This window comes from Pseudomonas gingeri, assembly GCF_013385635.1.
Taxonomy (GTDB): Bacteria; Pseudomonadota; Gammaproteobacteria; order Pseudomonadales; family Pseudomonadaceae; genus Aquipseudomonas; species Aquipseudomonas gingeri_A.
The window spans coordinates 54,618-76,037 of sequence record NZ_JACAPR010000031.1; the positions used below are offsets into that span (position 1 = coordinate 54,618).

16 protein-coding genes are annotated in these 21,420 nt (G+C 61.5%); 9 read left to right on the forward strand and 7 right to left on the reverse strand.

The window, feature by feature from the left end; translation table 11 throughout:
* Window positions 1–9: 9 nt before the first annotated feature.
* From ertB to HX851_RS30410, 3 genes are all read right to left on the reverse strand, one after another.
* Complete coding sequence (gene ertB / locus HX851_RS30400; protein ID WP_177063674.1) at window positions 10–1,659, reverse strand: thiourocanate hydratase; 1,650 nt, start codon at window positions 1,657–1,659, stop codon at window positions 10–12.
* Window positions 1,656–2,756, reverse strand: a complete 1,101-nt coding sequence (gene ertC / locus HX851_RS30405) for a thiohydantoin desulfurase (RefSeq protein WP_177064374.1) — start codon at window positions 2,754–2,756, stop codon at window positions 1,656–1,658. Before ertC ends, ertB begins: the two co-directional genes overlap by 4 nt.
* Before the next feature lie 183 nt (window positions 2,757–2,939).
* Window positions 2,940–3,824, reverse strand: coding sequence for a LysR family transcriptional regulator (locus HX851_RS30410; RefSeq protein ID WP_218170817.1), 885 nt, complete (start codon window positions 3,822–3,824; stop codon window positions 2,940–2,942).
* 179 nt (window positions 3,825–4,003) lie between these two features.
* Here HX851_RS30410 and ertD point away from each other — a divergent pair, with 179 nt between their 5' ends.
* From ertD to HX851_RS30425, 3 genes are all read left to right on the forward strand, one after another.
* On the forward strand, window positions 4,004–5,377 hold the full coding sequence (gene ertD, locus HX851_RS30415) for a hydantoin-5-propionate amidohydrolase (protein WP_177063671.1): 1,374 nt from the start codon (window positions 4,004–4,006) through the stop codon (window positions 5,375–5,377).
* Window positions 5,374–6,627, forward strand: a complete 1,254-nt coding sequence (gene ertE, locus HX851_RS30420) for an N-carbamyl-l-glutamate amidohydrolase ErtE (RefSeq protein WP_177064375.1) — start codon at window positions 5,374–5,376, stop codon at window positions 6,625–6,627. The genes ertD and ertE overlap by 4 nt, the downstream gene beginning before the upstream one ends.
* Before the next feature lie 146 nt (window positions 6,628–6,773).
* On the forward strand, window positions 6,774–7,454 hold the full coding sequence (locus tag HX851_RS30425) for a phytanoyl-CoA dioxygenase family protein (RefSeq protein WP_177064395.1): 681 nt from the start codon (window positions 6,774–6,776) through the stop codon (window positions 7,452–7,454).
* Here HX851_RS30425 and HX851_RS30430 read toward each other — a convergent pair.
* From HX851_RS30430 to HX851_RS30445, 4 genes are all read right to left on the reverse strand, one after another.
* Window positions 7,451–8,185 (reverse strand): transporter substrate-binding domain-containing protein, encoded by a 735-nt coding sequence (locus tag HX851_RS30430; protein WP_218173555.1) that lies wholly within the window; start codon window positions 8,183–8,185, stop codon window positions 7,451–7,453. The genes HX851_RS30425 and HX851_RS30430 overlap by 4 nt on opposite strands.
* 33 nt (window positions 8,186–8,218) lie before the next feature.
* Complete coding sequence (locus tag HX851_RS30435; protein ID WP_177064376.1) at window positions 8,219–9,319, reverse strand: lactonase family protein; 1,101 nt, start codon at window positions 9,317–9,319, stop codon at window positions 8,219–8,221.
* A gap of 205 nt (window positions 9,320–9,524) precedes the next feature.
* Window positions 9,525–10,673, reverse strand: coding sequence for a 2-methylaconitate cis-trans isomerase PrpF (gene prpF, locus HX851_RS30440; protein WP_177064377.1), 1,149 nt, complete (start codon window positions 10,671–10,673; stop codon window positions 9,525–9,527).
* Window positions 10,674–10,704: 31 nt separating this feature from the next.
* Window positions 10,705–13,311 carry an aconitate hydratase gene (locus HX851_RS30445; RefSeq protein ID WP_177064378.1) on the reverse strand — a complete coding sequence of 869 codons (2,607 nt, stop codon included), beginning with the start codon at window positions 13,309–13,311 and terminating at the stop codon, window positions 10,705–10,707.
* Between the two features lie 349 nt (window positions 13,312–13,660).
* Between HX851_RS30445 and HX851_RS30450 the strand changes: the two genes are divergently transcribed.
* From HX851_RS30450 to HX851_RS30475, 6 genes are all read left to right on the forward strand, one after another.
* A complete protein-coding gene (locus HX851_RS30450; protein ID WP_177063666.1) occupies window positions 13,661–14,977 on the forward strand; it encodes a CitMHS family transporter in 1,317 nt (438 codons plus the stop codon).
* A gap of 117 nt (window positions 14,978–15,094) precedes the next feature.
* A complete protein-coding gene (locus tag HX851_RS30455) occupies window positions 15,095–15,982 on the forward strand; it encodes a GntR family transcriptional regulator (protein WP_177063665.1) in 888 nt (295 codons plus the stop codon).
* A 259-nt stretch (window positions 15,983–16,241) separates the two neighbouring features.
* The gene (locus HX851_RS30460) at window positions 16,242–17,549 is read left to right on the forward strand and encodes an MFS transporter (protein ID WP_177064379.1); all 1,308 of its coding nucleotides are present in this window, start codon (window positions 16,242–16,244) and stop codon (window positions 17,547–17,549) included.
* 148 nt (window positions 17,550–17,697) lie between these two features.
* Window positions 17,698–18,630, forward strand: coding sequence for an AraC family transcriptional regulator (locus tag HX851_RS30465; protein ID WP_177064380.1), 933 nt, complete (start codon window positions 17,698–17,700; stop codon window positions 18,628–18,630).
* A gap of 81 nt (window positions 18,631–18,711) precedes the next feature.
* Window positions 18,712–19,179, forward strand: coding sequence for a (2Fe-2S)-binding protein (locus HX851_RS30470; RefSeq protein ID WP_177063662.1), 468 nt, complete (start codon window positions 18,712–18,714; stop codon window positions 19,177–19,179).
* The gene (locus HX851_RS30475) at window positions 19,179–21,413 is read left to right on the forward strand and encodes a xanthine dehydrogenase family protein molybdopterin-binding subunit (protein WP_177064381.1); all 2,235 of its coding nucleotides are present in this window, start codon (window positions 19,179–19,181) and stop codon (window positions 21,411–21,413) included. The genes HX851_RS30470 and HX851_RS30475 overlap by 1 nt, the downstream gene beginning before the upstream one ends.
* The last annotated feature ends 7 nt before the right edge of the window (window positions 21,414–21,420 follow it).

A 21,420-nucleotide genomic window follows, 5' to 3' on the forward strand; every position in this document is an offset into this window, starting at 1 on the left:
CGCCTGGGGTCAGTAAGCTGCCAACGGGATATAGGGCAAAGCCTTGCGGGACACTTCGTCGAGCGACTCCGGGTAACCGGCATCGGCATAGCGCATCACGCCAACGCTGGTGTCATTGGTCATCACCAATTGCAAGCGCTGTGCCGCCGCCTCGCTGCCGTCGGCCACGGTGGTCACGCCAGAGCTGGTCATGTAGCCGCTGTAGCCGCCACCGCCGGAGTGGATCACCACCAGGTCGGCCATCGAGCAGCAGTTCATCAGCGCGTTGAGCAACGGCCAGTCGGCGATGGCGTCGGAGCCGTCGCGCATGTTCTCGGTCATGATGTTGGGGTGGGCCATGGCGCCGGCGTCCAGGTGATCGCGGCTGAAGGCGATCGGGCCCTTGAGGCGACCGTCGGCCACCATGCGGTTGACCTCCAGCGCCAACTCGGTGCGCTCACCGTGGCCCAGCCAGGCGATCCGCGCCGGTAAACCCTCAAACGGCACGTACTGGCGTGCCAGGTGAATCCAGTTGCTGACGATCCGGTTGTCGGCGAACCGCTGCAACAGGTAATCGTCGATCACACGGATATCGTCGCTGTCATTGGACAGGGCCATCCAGCGAAACGGCCCGATGGCCCGGCAAAACAGCGGCCGCAGATACGCTTCGGTAAAGATCGGAATCTCGAAGGCCCGGGACACGCCGCCCTGATGGGCATGGGTGCGGATCAGGTTGCCGTTGTCGAACACCACCGCGCCACGATCCTTGAAGCCGAGCATGGCTTCCACGTGGGCGACGATGGACTGGCGACTGGCGTTCATCAGGCCATTGATATCGGTTTCCCGCTGCTGCCTGACCTGCTCCAGACTGTAGCCAGCCGGCACGTAGCCATAGACCAGGTCGTGGGCGGCGGTCTGGTCGGTAACGATATCGGGAATGATGCCCCGCGCCAGGATCTGCGGATAGATCTCGGCCGCGTTGCCCAGCAGGCCGACGGAGATCGGCACACGTTTCTCCCGGGCCTCGGCGATCATCGCCAGGGCGCTGTCGAGGTCCGCCGCCTGGTGTTGCAGGAAGCCGATCTTCATGCGCTTGTCGAGGCTCTTCTGGTTGACCTCGACAGTGAGGATCGCCGCATTGCACATGGTGCCGGCCAGGGGTTGCGCGCCGCCCATGCCGCCGAGACCGGCGGTGAGGATAAAGCGTCCGGTGAGGTCACCGTTGAAGTGCTTCTCGGCGATACGCGAGAAAATCTCGTAGGTGCCCTGGATCACACCTTGTGAGCCGATGTACTGCCAGGCACCGGCCGTCAGGCCTCCCCAACAGATCAGATTGTCTTTTTCCCACTGGTAGAAGTTTTCCGCCTTGGCCCACTGACCGACCATATTGCAATTGGCCATGATCACCAGCGGTGCATTCGCGTGGGTCTGCAACAAGCCGATGGGCTTGCCGGACTGGATCATCAGCGTCTGGTCTTCACGCATGGTCTTCAGTGCGTGGACGATAGCGTCGTGGGACGGCCAATCCCGCGCCGCACGGCCCAGGGCGGCATAGACCACCAGTTCCTCAGGGTTTTCGCCTACAGCCAGGACATTTTCCAACAGGCGCAACAGGGCTTCCTGGCGCCAGCCCCGGCAACGTAGTTCGTTGCCGCCGGTCACGGTGAAGGACTTGCTCATGGGCGTGCTCCCTGGTCCAGGTAGCTGAACAATTCAATCCCCAGGGTCTTCTCCACCGACGGGTACACCGCCGGGTCGACAACCGACGACGACAGCGCAATCTGCCGATGGTGAATATGGAAAATCACCACTTCCATACCCGGCTTGAGCTGACCGGCGCTGATGGGGTTGCCCTGCATATCCAGGGTGGTGATCACATCCGGGTAGGTCGCCAGCCGCTGGCCATGGGCATCGTCCACCGCCATGTGTTCATTCATCACGTGCACCCGGCACATCCCGCTGCCCTGGCCGATATCCACCACACCCACATCGAACGCTTCGTCGGTGTAGCGCAAGGTGTTCGCCGTGACCTTGCCACTGCCGAGAATGTGCCCGCCGGTGTAGCTGCAGATGGCGTCGATCACCGCGCTGCCGCCCTTGCCGCCGGCGGCGATGATCGCCTCGCCCAGGCCGAGGGCCTGGCTGATACCGCCGAGTGCGGCGTGCTGACGAACGTAGGAAGCGGGAATCGGGTTGCGGCAACTGGCGATAAAGCCACCCGACATGTCGGACGCCTTACGCAGGATAGGTGAGACTTTGGCGGTGGCGCCTTTTACCACCAGTTCGATATAGGCGTTGTTCTGGCGGTTGCCGCCCACGGCGGCCTGGATCATCGGCTCAGTGCTGGACGCCAGCCCGAGGGAACCCATATCCCCGGTGGGATGCGCCCGCAGGTCGCCGACGGCATCGATGACCTTGGTGCCGAGAATCGCCGACGGCAACCAGCCATTGAGGGTGCTGGACATACCGTTCTGGCCGACGATCAGGCCATGGATCGGCGCGCCCAGTTCCTGCTGGACCAATTGCACGGCCTTGACGTAATCGACACCGAGCATCTGCCAGTCGGTGAGACCACCTGGCGCACCGATGGCGGCCGCTGTGGCGATCCAGGCGTCATTCGGCACTTCATCCAGGCTGACCAGTTCCGGCCGGCCGATGGTCACGGCCAGGCGGCCCAGTTCCAGGCCATGCTCGACCCACCCACCGCCACCACAGGCGAAGACGGAACCGCCTTTCACCGCGGCGTCTACATCCTTCAGCGTCAACACGCGCCCCATGTCTATTTCCTCTTTCGGCCTGTCTGATTATTCGTCGCGCACCTCATCCAAAAGCCCTGGCCAATGGGAGGTTGCACTGCATGGAGCCGATACTAGGGGGCGTTCAATCGTGTTGTCGTATTACTTTTTATTGCTTACGCATAACAGAATGTTAAGGATTTTTCTGAGACGCTCGTAGGTCGATCACCCCTGAACCTTCACCGTTTCCAGGGTCTCGATAAAGCGCTGGGCCAGGCGCGACAAGGGTTCGTACATGCCGTGGACGATGCTGATCGGCGTGTTCGCCGTGGGCTCCACCGGACGGAACACCACGTTGGTCCACACCGGTCCCAAGGCGGTGATTTCATCCAGCAAGGCGATGCCCGCCCCGGCCTGCACCAGCGCACAGGCCACGTGAATCTGCTGCACCTCGACCGCCGAGCGCAGGACGATATTGCGCTCGGCCAGCAGTTTCCTCACCAGGCGACCGACGGGAATATCGGTGCCATAGCCAATGAACGGCTGATCCACCAGGTCCTCCAGCTGGATCACCGCTTTGGCCGTCAGCGGATGATCCACCGGCAGCGCGGCCACCAGGCGGTTTTCGTACAACTCGCGGGATTCCACATTGGGATGGCCTTCGTGCAGGAAGGCGATACCCAGCTCCACTTGCTGGGTGATCACCGCCTGTAGCAGCACGTCGGGAATCATCGTGTGCAGGATCACCCGCGCCTCGGGCAACTCGCGGTGAAAGCGGGCGATGGCCGTCGGGATCAGGCTCAGCCCCAGGCTGGGGCTGCAGGCAATACGCAGGTGACCCATGCGGTTCTGGATCAGGTCTTCGGCCACCTCATTGACCCGCTGCACGCCCTGGTACACCGAGTTGACCTCGGCAAACAGAATGCGCGCCTCGGGCGTGGGGTACAGCCGTCCCTTGATGCGCTCGAACAGCACCAGGCCCAGGCGCTGTTCGGTATAGGACAACAACCGCGACACCGCCGGCTGTGACACGTGCAGCAGCTTGGTGGCGCCGCTGATGGAGCCGGTCAGCATGATGGCGCGGAACACTTCGATCTGCTTCAGGTTCACTTCGGTCGCTCCCGCAAAAGGCATAACAGCATGTTATGCATGAGCAATAAACAAGCATAAGACATGATGAAAACGCGCAACTTACACTGGCCCCCTCATCGGTACAAGACGACAAGAAAGGCCTGTCGCTTCTGGCTTTTCCAGGCGCAAACAGGCAACTGAACAAGGGGTCGAAGCACATGGGCGAGTACGATTTACTGGTAGTGGGCAACCTGGTGGACGCAGAGCGAGTCACCGAAAACGGCTGGCTGGCGGTGCGCGACGGCAAGATCGCCGCCACCGGCGACGGTCAACCGCCACAGGCACGGGAAGTGCTAGATGCGCGCGGCAAATGGGTGTTGCCGGGGGTCATCGACGGCCAGGTCCACTCCGGCAGCCAGGCCAACCAGGAGGGCCTGGGCTGGGCCTCGCGGGCGGCCGCCGCCGGGGGCATCACGGTGATGGTGGACATGCCCTACGACGACCCGGAGCCCATGGCTTGCCGCGAGCTGCTGGAGGGCAAGATCGCCGAGGTGGAGCGCGATTGCCATGTGGACGTGGCGCTGTTCGGCACCTTGAACAAGACCTACGGTTTCGCCGCCGCCGCCGGGCTGATCGAGGCCGGTGTGTGTGCCTTCAAGTTCTCCACTTTCGAGGCCAGCCCCGGCCGTTTCCCCCGCGTGGAAGAGGACGATCTGCAGACCGCCTTCGAACTGATCGCCCCCAGCGGCCTGGCCTGCGCGGTGCACAACCAGATGCAGGAACTGACCCGCAAGAATATCCAGGCCCTGCAGGCGGCCAACGACACGGGCTGGGACGCGTTTCTGCGTGCCCATACGCCGTTGATCGAAGACCTGGCCACGGTGCAGATCTATGAGATCGGCGCCCAGACCGGGGCCCGCGCCCACGCGGTGCATGTCTCCACTTCCCGCGGCTTCGAGCTGTACCAGATGTACAAGGACTTCGGGCACGACGTCAGTATCGAGACCTGCGTGCAGTACCTGATGCTCAACCACGAAGAACACACCCGTCGCTTCGGTGCCAGGACCAAGCACTACCCGCCGATTCGCGCCAAGGCCGAGTCGGAAAAGCTCTGGGGGCATATCGCCGAAGGGCGTTGCACCTTTGTCTCGTCCGACCATGTGAGCTGGGGCCTGGAGCGCAAGGGCAATCCGGATGTGTTCAAGAATGCCTCCGGTGGCCCGGGCCTGGAAACCCTGTTGCCCGCCTTGTGGACCGGTTGCGAGCAGCACGGCCTGCCGCCCACCACCGTCGCGCAACTGCTGTGCCGCAATCCCGCCCGGCACTTTCTGCTGGATGACCGCAAGGGCTCGTTCGATGTAGGCAAGGACGCCGACTTCGTGATCCTCAATCCGCAAAAGTACCGCTTCGATCCGAGCACCAGCCTGTCCGCCGTCACCTGGAGCGCTTTCGAAGGCATGGAGTTCAGCGTGCGCGTCGAGGCCACCTATTGCCGGGGCCAGGCCGTGTTCAAGAACCACACGATCATCAACCAGGCCGGCTATGGACGCTTCCTGCGCCCCCGCGCCAACACCTCGGAAGCCAGCCAATGAACGTCGACGACCTGATCAACTCCGAACGCCTGTGGGCACGCACTGTGCGCCTGTCCGAATTCACCCGCGACGACATGCCCTGGACCCGCCGGGCCTTCAGCCCGTTGTTCATGCAAGCGCGCGAATGGCTGACCGCCCAGATGGAAGAAGCCGGCCTCAGCGTGCACCTCGATGCCGGCGGCAACCTGATTGGCCGCCGCGAAGGCCGGAAAAACCTGCCCGCCCTGGTCACCGGTTCCCACTGCGACACCGTGGTCAGCGGCGGGCGTTATGACGGCATTATCGGCGTGCTGGCCGGTATCGAAATCGCCCAACGCTTCAAGGAGCACGGTATCGAACTGGATCATCCATTGGAGGTGATCGACTTTCTTTCGGAGGAACCCAGCGACTATGGCATCTCCTGCGTGGGCAGCCGTGCCTTTTCCGGAGAGCTGGATGCTGGCCAGTTGGCGGCCAGAAACCAGGCCGGCGAAACCCTGGCCGAAGGCATGCGCCGCATCGGCGCGCAACCGGAGGCACTGCATCGCCCCCTGCGCCAGCCGGGAGAAACCGCGGCGTTTGTCGAGCTGCACATTGAACAGGGACCGGTGCTGGAGCGGGCCGGACTGCCGATTGGTGTCGTGACCCATATCGTCGGCATCCGCCGCGCGCTGATCACCGTGATCGGCCAGCCCGACCACGCCGGCACCACGCCGATGGATATCCGTCGCGATGCCCTGGTGGGCGCGGCCCATGTGATTGACCGGGTGCAGCGCATGGCGGCGGCACAAAGTGGCAACCCGCATTACGTGGTCGCCACCGTCGGCCGCATCGCCATGACGCCGAACGTGCCCAACGCAGTACCGGGCTGGGTCGAGATCATGCTGGAAGTGCGCAGCGACAGCCAGCAGGTGCTGGATACCTTTCCTGAAGCCATCATGGCCGAGTGCGAGGAGCGCCTCAAGGCGTTGCTCCTGGAGGCCAGGATGGAACATGTCAGCCGCGCACGACCCACCCAGTGCTCGGAAACCGTGATGCAGGCCATCACCGAAGCCGCCGATGGCCTGGACCTGGCCAACCGCCGCCTGCCCAGCGGTGCCGGGCATGACGCGGTCTATGTGGCGCCGACCGGTCCCGTGGGCATGGTGTTTATCCCGTGCCTGAATGGCCGCAGCCATTGCCCGGAAGAGTCGATTACCGAAGAACAACTGGCCCGTGGCGCGGCGGTATTGGCCCAGAGCCTGATCAATCTGGACAAGCGCCTGGGGTAAGGCGGAACACCTCCACAGAAACGGCACCCACGGTGCCGTTTTTTTTCAGATACCGTATTGGCATTCTGCGCAACATTGGCCGATGCTTTTGCCTGGCGGCGGGCCACACGGCAAAACACGTTGCTGACAAGGGAATTGACGACGCAATGACTGACCGCGAACAACTCCATCGAGACGGCTATGCGTTGCTTCGTCGGGCCATCCCGGCCGAGTGGCTGGCCGACCTGCGTGCCGTGTTCGAGGCGGGCGTGAAACCACCGGACCAATGGCCGGTGCCACGTGGCATGGACTGGCGCCATTCGCTGCTGGACATTGACTCGAAGGTTCAGGCGGTGTGTCGCCTGCCGCAGGTGATCGCGGTGGTGGGCGAGTTGATCGCCGAGCGCTTCTTTCTCTCCCAGGTGGAAGGCCGCGAGCCCCTGGCCGGTGGCGGTCATCAGCGATTGCATCGCGACCTGTCGGCCCAGCGGCCAGGCGACATCGTGATCGCCCTGGCTTACTTCGACGATTATGGCTGCGAAAACGGCGCGACCCGTATCGTCCCCGGCAGCCATCGCCCCGGGCAGGGAGAACCACCATTGGATTTCAATGACGAGTCCCGGTCCGTGCAGCTTTCAGGCTCCGCCGGTGACATCCTGGTGTTTGACGCCGACCTTGTGCATGCGGGCAGCCTGAACGCCAGCGGCGCCCATCGTCGCTCCCTGCTGATCAGCTATTTTGCGCAGTCTTTGTACGCATCGCACTTGGAAACGGTGAAGCTGCGAAGTATTCGGATGGATACCACCGATCGGTTCGATCCCGTGGATTTAACGGCTGCTCTTCTTTAGATTGATTCAATTTCAGCCACCGCCGAGAGGCCGCTTTCAATCAATCCCCGACTGACCACTCCCTGCTCCAGGGCGCGACAGATAAAGCCCTGTACATACGCTGCCAGGAGCACACGATGCTTGGGCACGGCCATGGCCTGGCGTATCTCGGTAAAGTTGTCCTGCAACACCCTCACCCCCGGGTTGGATGCGGCAAACCGCTCCAGCGGCTGCCGAACCCCGGCCGCAGCGTCCAGGCCGGACTCAAGGAAGGCATCCACGGCCCCCGAGGACGTGGGTGAACGATGCAGTTCGGCATGTTGCAAAGTCCGAGAGAGAAACAGGTCATAGGCCGCCCCCTTCCCCACGGCTATCCGGCATCCGCGGGTATCGAGTTCCGATGCTCGCTGGTAAGGGCTTTCGTTTCTGACCAGATAGGTTCCATCGATACTCACGTAGGGTATCGAGAACGCGATTTTCTCCGCGCGGACAGGCTCTATCGCCAGAAACGCCAAGTCCCATTCGTCATTATCGAGAGCGGCGAACACCTTTCCGGCAGCATCGTAGGGCATCAGTTTGACAAACACGCCAATCTCCCCGGCCAATGCTTTAGCCAGAACCACGGAAACGCCGGTCAGTTCTCCGGTGAGTTCATGACGTTGGGCAAGAACGGGATTGCCCAGATTGATGGCCACTCTCAACTCGGCGGCGGGGACCAACTCATTGCGTACAGCATTGAACGGTTCGATCAAGGTAAACACTCCAAGCCTGAACAGGTCGGTCAATCAGGTGGTTTTGAAGATCATGCAGACCGGACTGCCGGTCTTGATCACCTGGCCATTTGCCATGAGCGCGCCGGTACTCTTGTCGACATCGAAGGCGACAATGGTATCGGTCTCCTCGTTGGCGACGTAGAGACGAGCGCCGTCCGGCGTCAGGTTCATGAAGCGCGGCTTACGCCCCTGAGATGGCGTGTTCACCTTCATCAGGAACGCGCCGGTTTGCGCAAGCTCGAACGTGGTCACGCTGTCGTGCCCGCGATTGGAGACATACAGGTATTTCCCGGAGGGTGCCATGACGATGGCGGCAGCTCGGTTGTTGCCGGTGAAACGTGACGGCACGGTAGACAGGATTTCCTGTGCGACCAATACCCCCGTCTGCGCATCATAGGCGTAACCAGTCACACTGCTGTCCAGCTCATTGACCACGTAGGCGTGCTCACCGTCTGGAGCAAAAACCACATGGCGCGGCCCAGCCCCCTCCCTTGCCTTGACCTTGCCGACCAGGGTCGCACCGAGCCTCGCATGGTTGTCCTGCACCCGGTACACAAAGAGGCTGTCGAGCCCTTTGTCGGGTATCACCAGAAAGCGTCCGGACGGGTCGAAAGGAATCATGTGGGGGTGTGAGCTACCCTGCTCGATCTTGTGGGGGCCGGCCTCACCGGATAACGCCTCCAGGTGCGCGACTTCGCCCAGGCTTCCGTCTTCCCGGATTGGAAACAGGGCAAAACTACCGGTGGCGTAGTACGCCACCGCCAGAAATCCGTTGGTGGGGTCGACACTCAGGTGAACAGGATTCTTGCCCTGGGCAGCGACCGTGTTGAGTATGCTCAACTCGCCTGACTTCGGATCGATTGCGAAGGCACTGACTTCGCTTTGATCACCATGCACACAATACAGACGCGTCTGATCGGCGTTGAAAGCCAGGAAGGATGGGTTGACCAGGTTTTCAAGCGTCTGAACCAGCCTGCAGGCACCGGTCTCGGCAACATAGGCGTAGACCGTGATACCTACGCCACGGGCCTCTCTCTCTTTGGTTGTCCTCGATCCGACATACGCAAAACGGGGAGTCGGGGGCGGTCTTCGTGTTGGCCATTTTGTGTTCATCACTCAGAGAAGCTGCGTCTGCAGAAATGTTGAGGCCCGTTGTCACGATCCCGCCTACCGCGAGGGCTGACAGTTGTACAAATCGACGGCGAGGCATGAGGTGACGTGGGCATTCGGATGAGCTCATGATGGCCTGCTCCTGGTGTTTTTATCATTCAACTCGGATTTGCCCATGCGACTCGGGTGCCGCACGGGCATGGAGGCATCAGAGCGCTTCGGGAATACGCACCCAGCCTTCCATCAGTCGGCGAGCGCTGCGACTCATCACGGCTTTTTCAACCACCCAGGCGCCGTCTTGAAAAACGGTCCTGGCGCCCACCGCAACGCTACCTGCGGTGTGCCCCATCCGTACCTGGCGGCCGCCAATGTCACCCACGATGCGGTTGACCAGCGTGCCATCGAGCGCTGCCGCGACGGCCACCGCCACCGCGCCGGTTCCAGTAATCGCATGGTGCAGTTTGCCCATCGACAGGATCCGCGCGATCACATCGATATCGACGGGTTGAACCTGCTTCCCACCCGCAGCCTGGTAGGCCTGAGGCTGAGCCACAAAACAGAGCTTGGGGGTGTGAGGGCGCAACCGTGTCGCCTCTTCGGCGCTGTCCGCCAGCCCCATGGCAACCGTGCAGTGAGCTCGTATGGTTTCAAGTCGGCTCAGCAACGCGGCATCACCGTTGACCTGATCCTGAGTCTCGGTCCCATTGAGGCCCACGGTCCGGGCATCGATGAAAATCGTCGGATTACCGGCATTCAGCAGCGTGACGGCTAGCGTGCCAATACCTGGGACATTGACCTGATCCACTGCGTTGCCAGTGGGCAGGATGCTCCCATCGGAACCACCGGGCTCAAGAAACTCCAGGACAACTTCCGCAGCCGGGAAGGCAACGCCATCGAGGACAAAGCCACCCTCCTCCTGGACCTCGCCATTGCGCATCGGCACATGAGCAATAATGCGTTTCTGAATATTGGCCTGCCAGATACGGACAATCGCGGTACCGTCCCGAGGCGCATCGAGCAAACCTTCCGAGATGGCGTACGGGCCAACGGCAGAACTTAGATTGCCACAGTTGCCTGACCAATCGATCACAGCCGTTTCAATCGCCGGCGCACCGAACAGGTAATCGACGTCGCAGTCATCACGGCTGGACTTGCCAATCACCACGACTTTGCTGGTACTGGACGTCGCGCCGCCCATCCCGTCGATCTGTTTGCCGTACACATCAGGGCTGCCGATCACACGCAGCAGAATCGCATCACGCTCCGCGCCCGCCGGTGGCAGGCTCTCGTCCAGAAAGAACACCCCTTTGCTCGAACCGCCACGCATGTAAACGGCAGGAATACGTCTTTGAGTCATTTTGTATTTTCTCCAACGGATCAGCGTTGCATCAGTTAACGGATGCGCTCTTCATGCTTTCGATCAGCAGCTGTGGCAGCAGACCACCGCTGCGGAAGTAGCGGACGTCTTCGAAGGTATCCAGGCGACTCACGACCGTGACACGCTCTTTCTCGCCCTGTTCACGCTCGATCACCAGCGTGATTTTTGCGCCTGGCTGGAAGTCCTCGGTGATGCCTTCGACACTGAAGGTTTCGCGCCCGGTCAGGCCCAGACTCTGGCGAGAAACACCGTCTTCGAACTGCAGCGGAAGAATGCCCAGCCCGGCCAGGTTGGTGCGGTGAATGCGCTCGAAGCTTTCCGCGACGACCACACGAACACCCAGCAGACGAGGGCCTTTTGCAGCCCAGTCTCGCGAAGAACCACTCCCGTACTCCTTGCCGGCAACCACAATCAGCGACTGCTTGCGTTGCGCGTAGATCTCGGCCGCCTGGAAGATCGTGGTGACCTTTTTCTCCGGCAGAAGCAACGTCCACGGACCTTCCCGGCCATCTTCGAGCAGCTCGTTTTTCAGGCGCGGGCTGGCGAAGGTCGCGCGCTGCGCCGCTTCATGGTTGCCACGACGCGTGCCATAGGAATTGAAGTCCGCAACCGCGATGCCATGGGATTGCAGGTATTGGCCCGCATCGCTCTCTGGAAGAATCGCGCCAGACGGCGAAATATGATCGGTGGTGATGTTGTCCGAGAGCATGGCCAACACGCGCATGTTACTCAGGTCTTTGCCGGTATCTGTTGCAGCCACCGCATCGCTCCAATAAGGCGGCCTGCGGATGTAGGTACTGCTTGCCTGCCAGGCATACTGGTCGCTGACGCCGGCACGCAGATCGCTGGCAATCAGGCCGGCTTCACGCGGGACATCCTCGTAGGCCTTGTCGAACAAATCGGCGGTCAGATTTTCGGCTTCGATCTGAGTCAGTTCCTCATCACTCGGCCACAATTCGTGCAGGTAGACCGGTACGCCCTTCTCATCGAGACCCAATGCGTCTTTTTCCGGGTCGATCAGGTAGGTACCGGCAATCGCATAGGCCACAATCAAAGGTGGTGACATGATGAACACTTCACGCGCCAGTGGGTGCACCCGGCCCTCAAAGTTACGGTTACCCGAGGTCGCCGCCACGGTTTCCAGCTTGCGCGCACGGATTTCGTCTTCGATTTCAGGACTCAGCAGCGGGCCCGACATACCGTTGCACGTGGTGCAGCCATAGCCCACCAGATTGAAACCCAAAGCGTCCAGATCTTCGTTCAGACCTGACCGTTCAAGGTAATCGGAGACCACCCTGGAGCCAGGGGCAAAGGACGTTTTCACCCAAGGCGCCCGCTGCAGTCCGCGCTTGCGCGCATTACGTGCTACCAGGCCCGCGGCAATGACCCCACGGGGATTGGAAGTGTTGGTGCAACTGGTGATTGCAGCCAGAACCACCGAACCATTGTCCAGGCCGGCAGGAAGGTGGGCAGCAGGTGCCTTTTGCCCCAGCACGATGCGCTGATGCGGCTGCTTGGGCCCTGCAATCGAACGTGCGACAGCGCTCAGGTTGAGCGTGACCACACGGTTGTACTCGGCCTCGGCAAGGCTGTCATGCCAAAGGCCCTGGGCACGTGCATAGGCTTCCGTGAGAGCGGAAATCCGGCCACCGCGCCCGGTCATACGCAGGTAATGCAGCGTACGGTCATCAATGGCAAACATCGCCGCCGTCGCACCGAACTCCGGCGCCATGTTCGACAAGGTTCCACGGTCAGCCAGGGACAGCTGAGATACACCGAGGCCGAAAAACTCCAGGAAAGAACCGATGACACCCGCCTTGCGAAGCTGCTCGGTCAATGCCAGGGCAATATCGGTCGCCAGGTAGCCCTGAGGCAACGTGCCTTCCAGGCGCACACCGACGATTTCCGGTAATCGCAGCATCAGTGATTTACCCAGCATCGCGGCTTCCGCCTCAATGCCGCCCACTCCCCAACCCAGCACCCCAATGGCATTGATCATGGTGGTATGACTGTCGGTGCCCACCAGCGTATCAGGGAAGGCCCACAGCTCATCACCGCGCCGCTGTGTCCCCACAACGGTGGTCAATCGCTCAAGGTTGATCTGGTGAAGGATGCCTTTGCCGGATGGAATGATCGAGAGATTGCTGAAGGCCTTGTTGCACCAATCCAGGAACTGAAAGCGCTCCGCGTTGCGTTCACGCTCGATCGCTTCGTTATCGGCCAATGCGCTTGCATCGCCCCAACGCTCGACGTTGAGCGAATGATCCACAACCAGGTGGGTCGGCGTCACAGGATTCACCAGGCGAGGGTTACCGCCTTTTTCAGCGACGGCATCTCTCAAGCCGGCGAGGTCAACCAGTGCCGGGGTACCGAGCAAATCCTGCAGCACCACTCGCGCCGGCCGGAAGGGAATATCGAACGCCTTGGAGCGGGCGCAGATGACTTTCAGGGCCGCTTCCGGATCCGCTTCGCCTCGCAAGACGTTTTCGGCAAGGACTCGCAGGCTGTAAGGCAGCCTGGCGTAGTTCCCTCCCAGGTCGGTAACAACCTCACGAATAGCGCTGACACGGTACTCGATACCGTTGGCGGAAACGGTTCGACCCTTTGATTTGGGCATGGGCTAATCCTCACAGGCTGTATGGGCAAGGTTTTTGTATAAATCATATTGAACTTTATCATGATATAGGTCAATGTTGATTCATCCGATCCTTCTCAGCCCTGAGGTCGGACGTACCCAACCCACGATTTCTACTGTGCACGGTCGCTCCCCCGACGTAGCGCTCAGTCAGGTACGGTAGAAAAAATAAGCATAAGAAAATCGAGGCCCACCATGATCGAGCTCACATACCCCAACCACGCCCCCACTCCCATTCGCATCGAGCCCGTCTCGACTTGAGAACCATGGCACTCTCTCAGCCACGGGGCTGACGAGGGCTACCTACGTCCAGAAAAATGGGAGTTCGACCGTGCTGACAGTCCTTGGCTTTTCAATGGTCATTTGTTTCATGTACCTGATCATGACAAAGCGCCTATCGGCGCTGATCGCATTGATCCTGATACCCATCCTCTTCGCCTTGATCGGCGGGCACTACGCCGGCCTCGGCAGCATGATGCTCGACGGTGTCAAAACCCTCGCGCCCACAGGGGTGATGCTGACATTTTCGATTCTCTACTTCGGCATCATGATTGACGCAGGGCTCTTTGACGGGCTCGTGCGCTTCATTTTGAAGGTGGTGAAAGGCGACCCTCTCAAGGTGTCGGTAGGGACCGCCGTTCTGACGATGCTGGTCTCCCTGGACGGCGACAGTTCGACGACCTACATGATTGCCTGCGCCGCGTTTCTGCCGCTCTACCAGCGACTGGGCATGAGCGTGCTGGGCATGACCTGCCTGGTGAACATCGCCAGCGGCATCATGAACATCTCGCCATGGGGCGGCCCTACCGCCCGTGCAGCCGCCGCCCTGCATGTGGACGCAATGGCGATATTCCTGCCCATGATCCCTGGCATGCTGATGGGGGCCGGCTGCCTGATCCTCACTGCCGTCGTCATTGGGCGCAAGGAACGCACTCGCCTTGGCATCCTCCACCTGGATGGCGTCGATAACGGAGCGATGGCGCTGGGGAACGGGTCGGCGCAAGAGTGCGATGAAAACCGTCGCCCCGGGATGTTCTGGCCAAACCTGATCCTGACGCTGGGACTGATTGCCTGTCTGATCGTGGGCGCCATGCCGATCCAGATACTGTTCATGGTCGGCTTCGCTATCGCCATCATGCTCAACTATCCGAAAATCGAAGAGCAGAAAGCGCGAATTGCGGCGCATGCCACCAACGTGCTGGCGGTGACCGCGGTGATTTTTGCCGCAGGGATTTTCACCGGCATCCTTTCAGGCACGGGCATGGTGGATGCCATGGCCAAGAGTCTGTTGCAGGTGATCCCGCCGGCCCTCGGCCCGTTCCTGGCGGTTTTCACCGCCCTGGTCAGCCTGCCGTTTACCTTCTTCATGTCCAACGACGCGTTCTACTTCGGTATCCTGCCGGTGATTGCACAAACGGCGGCCCAGTACGGAATAACACCGTTGGAAATTGCACGCGCATCGGTGGTGGGCCAGCCAGTCCACTTGCTCAGCCCACTGGTTCCCTCGCTTTATCTGCTCGTGGCACTGGCGAAAGTGGATCTGGGAGACCATCAACGCTTTGCGCTCAAATGGGCCATTCTGGCAAGCCTTGGCCTTCTGGCCGGCGGCCTTCTTTTCGGAGCATTCCCCTTTTATCAAGTCCGCTAACACCCGTTGCAAGCACAACAGGTATCTCGACAGAGGCCTTGACGGGTCTCTGCCGTTAAGCTGACCGACACGCTAGAATGGCGATCCCATGGTCAGCTCTATCTGGTTCTCGATCCGATGCCTCTAAGTCCTCTGCAAGCGCGCATTGCGCGTGACATCGTTTCTCACGTGCGCCGTGAGCGTTTTGATATAGGACACCACCTGGTCGAGTCACAACTGGCCACGACGCTCAACGTTTCCCGCACGCCGGTCAAATTCGCCCTGGCGCATCTGGTCGAAAAAGGCATGCTCACCTACGACCGAAACCGGGGCTTTTTTCTCGCCCGCGCCAGTGACGACCTGACCGACCTCGCCTCAGAAGTCATGGAAAGCAGTGACGACCCGCTCTACCTCAAGTTTGCGCAGCTGCGCCTCGGCAGGCAGTTGCCCGAGCTGTTTACGGAAATCGAGTTCATGCGCCAGTTTGACGTATCCCGGGCAGCGCTGAGGGGGGTCCTCTCACGCATTCAGCAGGAAGGATGGATAGAGCAGCGTGCCGGCCAGGGGTGGAAACTTCTGCCGATGATCGACTCGGTCGAGGCGTATGAAGAGAGCTATTCATTCCGAGCGACTATCGAGCCTTCGGGCCTGCTGTCTCCCACGTTTCATATTGACCGCGAAACGCTGAATACCTGTCGCAGACAACAAGAATTCATCGCCAACGGCGGTTACCTCACCATGACGCCTCAAGAGTTGTTCGAGGCAAACTCACAGTTCCACGAAACACTCGCAGCGTGTTCAGGCAATCGGTTTTTGCAACAGACCGTTCGCCGCCTCAATCAACTGCGCAGGCTGGTCGAATACCGCCAGGCCGGCACACGAGCGCCCCGCAAAGGCCAGGCAGAAGAGCATCTGGCGATCCTTGAGTTTCTCGAACGCGGCGATCGACTGGCCGCTGCCGACCAGATGCGCAAGCATCTGGAGCAGGCTCGTCGTAAAAAAGTAGACCCCGCGCTGTTCGAATAACCCTCACCGCTTTTCTCGCGCCGATAGCAAGCGCGATCCCATGGGATCGTGCTCGCTTTGCCGTGTCCGGATGTCATGACCCGACGATCAGGCCGATCGTCGGGTCATGATCGTTTCACACATTCAAGATTAACTTATATCGATATAAAGTTCATTTTTGACGAAAGCATAGCGTCGCCGGTTGATGTGTCCGCCTGAACACTTTCGTTAACCAGCACTGCGACTAAGCGCCCACCACAATCAGAACAATGGTGAAAACATGTCGTACCGTAGAGGCTGGATAGCCGTCTTTCTCTTTTCGCTGGCCATGATCAACTACATGGATCGGATCGCCCTATCCATCGCGGCCAAACCTATCGCCGAGGAGTTTCACCTCACGTCCGTGGGCATGGGTTATCTGTTCTCGTCCTTCATCTGGAGCTACGCGCTGTTCCTGATTCCAGTCGGCCTGTTGATCGACAGGTATGGCGTCAAGCGTGTCGGCGGCATCGGTATTTTCATCTGGTCACTGGCGACCGCCCTCACGGGTGCCGCCTCAAGTTTTGCCAGCCTTTTGACCGCTCGGTTGGTCATGGGCGCAGGCGAGTCGGTCAGCAATCCTGTCGGGGCCAAAGTCATTCGTGAGTGGATACCCAGTACAGAGCGCGGAACGATCACCGCGATTTTCAATAGCGGCTCCTACGCCGGACCAGCCATCTGTTCGCTGGTGCTCGCCGCCCTCGTCGCGGCGTTCGGTTGGCGCCTGTCATTCGTCATTGCCGGTGGCATCGGCTTCGCCTGGCTGCTGGTCTGGTTCTTCTTTTACGGTAAGCCGGAACAGGTGTCCTGGTTGAGCGAACAAGAACGCAGTTTGATCATCGAGCGTCGTGCCGCCAACGGCGGCCGCGACACCGACGCTCAAACCTACGGTCTCAAGCAACTGCTCAAAACACCCACCCTGTGGGGCCTGGCGCTGGCACAGGGATGCAATGTCTACACCCAATACCTGTTCCTGACCTGGCTACCGAGCTACCTGCAAGACGCCCGGCACCTGACGATTGCCAAGAGCGGCCTGTTTACCGCCATCCCCTACTCCGTCGCAGTCATTTTGTGCATCGGTATCGGCAAACTCAGCGATCACTATCTGAAAAAAGGAAGCGGTGCGGCATCGGGCAAACGTCGAAACGTTATCGCGCTCACCATGCTCATCTCCAGTTGCCTGCTGCTGATCCCTGTGGCGCAGGACATCACCCAGCTCGTGGTGATTTTCTCACTCACCCTGGCCGGGATTGCCGCGACGACGTCATTGAACTTCACCCTGCTGAACGATCTGCTCCCAAGCTCCGGCGACGTCGGCAGGGCCATGGCCTTCGTGGTGGTAGGGGGGAACATCTTCGGGATGTTGGCGCCGGTGGTGACCGGCTATGTGATCAGCGCTACAGGCAGCTACAACTGGGCGTTCGGGATTGCGGGAGGACTGCTGCTGACCGGGGCACTGGTGATCCTGTCGATGACCCGAAAACCGATGATTGCAAAAGAACGCCTGTCGCCCCTGCCTTCATCAGCCCTGGCCACACAATCTCCGTAACCACAAGAGCATCGTCGCCGGCGGTCGTTACCCTGCCGCTCTGACGCAATCCGCTTGAATACTTGCCTGATCCTCCGAGCATGCCGGGCAATGGGTGGGAAACTTTGCGCACGCGGGCTAGAGTCAAGTCATGAAGGAATTAGCCGACATGACCCATTCAAGCTTGCACCAGACAGGGCCTCTGGCATCGAGCATCGACCCGCACACCCGCCAGCCGGGAGATTTCCCGACGGCCATTGCCGGCATGTCCGTCTTTCGTCGCGACCAGCCGGCACCACCGGCGGTGTGCATGATCGAGCCCAGCCTGGTGCTGGTCGCCCGCGGTGAAAAACAACTCTGGGTCGGTGGCGAAGGCTACGTGTATGACGCCTCCCGGTTTCTGATCAACTCGCTGGATCTGCCCGCCAACTCGCAGGTGCTCGTCGCCAGTGCACAGCAACCCTGCGTCGGGCTGGTGATGAAACTGGACCTGGCCATGCTCGCCGAGCTGATCGCCAAGGGCGGCCTGCCGTCGACACGCGACCGTGCCCAGGGCAAAGGCGTGGGGATCGGCAACATGACCCCTGCGCTGGAGGAAGCGCTCAGCCGCCTGCTGGGGTTGCTGGATGAGCCCGAGGCAATCCCGGTGCTTGGCCCGCTGATCATGCGCGAGATCCACTATCGCCTGCTGAACAGCGACCAGGGCGCGCGTCTTCGGCAGATGACAGCCGTGGACGGCCAGGGCTACCGCATCGCCAAGGCCATCGACTGGCTCAAGCGGAACTACGCCGAAGCGCTGCGCATCGAAGAACTGGCAGCGCGGGTACAAATGAGCCCGCAGACCTTTCATCACCACTTTCGCCAACTCACGGCCATGAGCCCGCTGCAGTACCAGAAATGGCTGCGCCTGACCGAGGCCAGGCGACTGATGCTCAGTGAGCGCCTGGACGTATCGCGAGCCGCGTTTGCCGTGGGCTACGAAAGCCCGTCGCAGTTCAGCCGTGAATACGCGCGACTGTTCGGGGACACCCCCAGGCGCGATATCGCCCTGTTGCGCGGTCAGGCGGCCGATGGGGATACAACGACTTCGAGCACGGCATGACGCTTGTGCAATAGCGATGCGCCTCGCTGCTCATCGCTACTTATAACAACGAGATATCAACCGACGATCAGCGGGTGAGCCATGGAACTACGAATCAACCAGAAGAGTTATCAGGTCGATGCCGATGCCGATACGCCACTGCTGTGGGTGATCCGCGATGATCTGGGATTGACCGGCACCAAATACGGCTGCGGCCTGGCGCAGTGCGGGGCCTGTTCGGTGCTGGTGGACGGCAACGTGGTACGCGCCTGTGTCACGCCCGTGGCCGGCGTGGTCGGCCGCGAGGTCACCACGATCGAAGCCATCGAGGCGGATGAGGTGGGCAAGCGCGTGGTGGCGGCCTGGGTCGAGCATCAGGTTGCCCAGTGCGGTTACTGCCAGTCCGGTCAGGTCATGGCGGCCACGGCGCTGCTCAAGCACACCCCGCGCCCCAGCGACGAGCAGATCGCGGCGGCGATGGTCAACCTGTGCCGTTGCGGCACCTATAACGCCATTCATGCCGCCGTGCACGACCTTGCGGCACAACCCGCCCCGAAAGGAGCAGCATGATGAACGCACGCATCGATTCCCTTGAAAATGTCCTGGGCGAGCCGATCAATCTCTCTCGCCGCCGTTTCCTCGCGGGTACGGCCGTAGGCGCCCTGGTGCTCGGCTTCGGCCTGCCACTGGGCTCGGCCAGGGTGCAGGCGGCCGTCGCCGCCGCCGAGCGCGGAACACAGGTGCCGGCGTTCCTGGAAATCCGACCGGACAACACCGTGCGCCTGCTGTGCTCGTTCATGGAAGGCGGACAAGGCACCTACACCGCCATGGCGCAGATCGTCGGCGAAGAACTGGACGCCGACCCCGCCACCTTTGTGGTCGACAGCGCACCGCCCGGCGACGTCTACGTGGTGATGGACAACGGTCTGCGCATCACCGGCGGCAGCATGTCGGTGCGCACCAGCTACCCGACCATGCGCCGCCTCGGGGCCCTGGCCCGGGCCATGTTGCTGCAGGCTGGCGCACAGAAACTCGGGGTGTCGGTGAGCGAACTGTCCACCGAGCCGGGCAAGGTGATCCATGCCGCGTCCGGACGTTCGGTCGCCTATGGCGAGCTGGCCGAGCACGCCATGGATCTGCCGGTACCGGATCCCGCCAGTGTAAAACTGCGCGACCCGAGCCAGTTCCGCTGGATCGGCAAACCGGTCAAACGCGTCGACGCCTACGACAAATCCACCGGCAAGGCGCTCTACAGCATCGACTTGAAGGTCGACGGCATGCTCCATGCCGCCGTCCAGCACGCCCCTCGCCTGGGCATGACGGTCGCTGGCCTGCGCAACGAAGAACAGGTCAAGACCATGAAAGGCGTGCACTCGGTGCACCAGTTACCCGGCGCGGTGGCCGTGGTGGCCGAACGCTGGTGGCACGCCAAGCGCGCGGTGGAAGCGATCCAGGTCGATTGGCAGGAGCCTGCGGCCGACGCCCAGGTACGGACAATGCCCGCGGACTTTTCCAGCGATGCTTTTTTACAGCGTCTGGCCGCCGAGCAGGGGCCTGGCCGCGACGCGGAGAACGAAGGCGACGTCGCGGCCACCCTGGCCAACGCCAAGACCCGCGTCGAGGCGACCTACCACAACCAGTACCTCAACCACGGCCAACTGGAGCCGCCTTCCGCCCTGGCGCGCTTCAATCCCGACGGTTCGCTTGAGGTCTGGCTGCCCAACCAGGCGCCGGACATGTTCCGCAACGACATTGCTAAACGCACGGGCCTCGATCCTTCGCGGATCACCTTGCACTCCCCGCTGCTGGGCGGCTTTTTCGGGCGCCATTTCCTCTACGACTCGGCCAACCCCTATCCACAGGCCATTGCCTTGGCCAAGGCCGTGGGTCGTCCGGTCAAGCTCATCTGGAGCCGCGAGGAAGAGTTCCTGCGCGATGCGCTGCGGCCCGTCGCCGCGGTCAGGTTCCGCGCGGCACTGGACAGTGACGGTCTGCCCGTCGCCATCGAGGCGATCAGCGCCACCGAAGGTCCCAGCGAAGCCCTGGCGGGCAAACAGGGCGAAAAGCTCGACCCCACCGCCCTCGAAGGGTTGGCGGGCAAGTCCTACGCCATTGCCAACAAACGCATCGCCCAGGTCTACGTCAAGGGGCCGGTCATGCTCGGCTACTGGCGCTCGGTGGGCAATTCGCTCAACGATTTTTTCTACGAGGCCTTCCTCGATGAACTGGCCGACAAAGGCGGCAAGGACCCGTTCGAATTGCGCCTGCACCTGCTGCGCGACAACCCGCGCCTGACTCATTTGCTGCAGGCCGTCGGCGAGCTGTCGGGGGGCTGGAAACGCGGCCCGTTCACGGCCGAGGACGGCACCCGGCGTGCTCGCGGCGTGGCCATGGCCTCGCCGTTCGGCACCCAGACCGCGGTGATCGCCGAGGTGTCGATCGACAAGGGCCAGGTCAGGGTGCACGACATCTGGCAAGCCATCGACCCTGGCAGCATCGTCAACCCCGCCATCGTCGAAGCCCAGGTCAACGGTGCCGTGGCCCTGGGCCTGTCCCAGGTGCTGGTGGAAGAAGCGGTGTATGTCGACGGCAAGCCCCGCGCGCGCAATTACGACCTGTACCCGATCCTGCCACCGTCACGCATGGCGCGGGTGCACGTGCGTATCGTCGAGAGCGGAGAAAAGATGGGGGGCGTCGGTGAACCGCCGCTGCCGGCGGTGGCACCCGCCGTGGCCAACGCGGTGGCGCGGCTGACCGGCCAGCGCATCCGCAGCATGCCCTTGAGCCGATACACCTTCGCCTGACGGGCGC

What these genes read in the sequence shown, in the direction of transcription:
- ertB (WP_177063674.1), bottom strand. Translation starts at nt 1,659, where the DNA reads ATGAGCAAGTCCTTCACCGTGACCGGCGGCAACGAACTACGTTGCCGG.
- ertC (WP_177064374.1), bottom strand. Translation starts at nt 2,756, where the DNA reads ATGGGGCGCGTGTTGACGCTGAAGGATGTAGACGCCGCGGTGAAAGGC.
- ertD (WP_177063671.1), top strand. Translation starts at nt 4,004, where the DNA reads ATGGGCGAGTACGATTTACTGGTAGTGGGCAACCTGGTGGACGCAGAG.
- ertE (WP_177064375.1), top strand. Translation starts at nt 5,374, where the DNA reads ATGAACGTCGACGACCTGATCAACTCCGAACGCCTGTGGGCACGCACT.
- HX851_RS30425 (WP_177064395.1), top strand. Translation starts at nt 6,774, where the DNA reads ATGACTGACCGCGAACAACTCCATCGAGACGGCTATGCGTTGCTTCGT.
- HX851_RS30435 (WP_177064376.1), bottom strand. Translation starts at nt 9,319, where the DNA reads ATGAACACAAAATGGCCAACACGAAGACCGCCCCCGACTCCCCGTTTT.
- prpF (WP_177064377.1), bottom strand. Translation starts at nt 10,673, where the DNA reads ATGACTCAAAGACGTATTCCTGCCGTTTACATGCGTGGCGGTTCGAGC.
- HX851_RS30445 (WP_177064378.1), bottom strand. Translation starts at nt 13,311, where the DNA reads ATGCCCAAATCAAAGGGTCGAACCGTTTCCGCCAACGGTATCGAGTAC.
- HX851_RS30455 (WP_177063665.1), top strand. Translation starts at nt 15,095, where the DNA reads ATGCCTCTAAGTCCTCTGCAAGCGCGCATTGCGCGTGACATCGTTTCT.
- HX851_RS30460 (WP_177064379.1), top strand. Translation starts at nt 16,242, where the DNA reads ATGTCGTACCGTAGAGGCTGGATAGCCGTCTTTCTCTTTTCGCTGGCC.
- HX851_RS30465 (WP_177064380.1), top strand. Translation starts at nt 17,698, where the DNA reads ATGACCCATTCAAGCTTGCACCAGACAGGGCCTCTGGCATCGAGCATC.
- HX851_RS30470 (WP_177063662.1), top strand. Translation starts at nt 18,712, where the DNA reads ATGGAACTACGAATCAACCAGAAGAGTTATCAGGTCGATGCCGATGCC.
- HX851_RS30475 (WP_177064381.1), top strand. Translation starts at nt 19,179, where the DNA reads ATGAACGCACGCATCGATTCCCTTGAAAATGTCCTGGGCGAGCCGATC.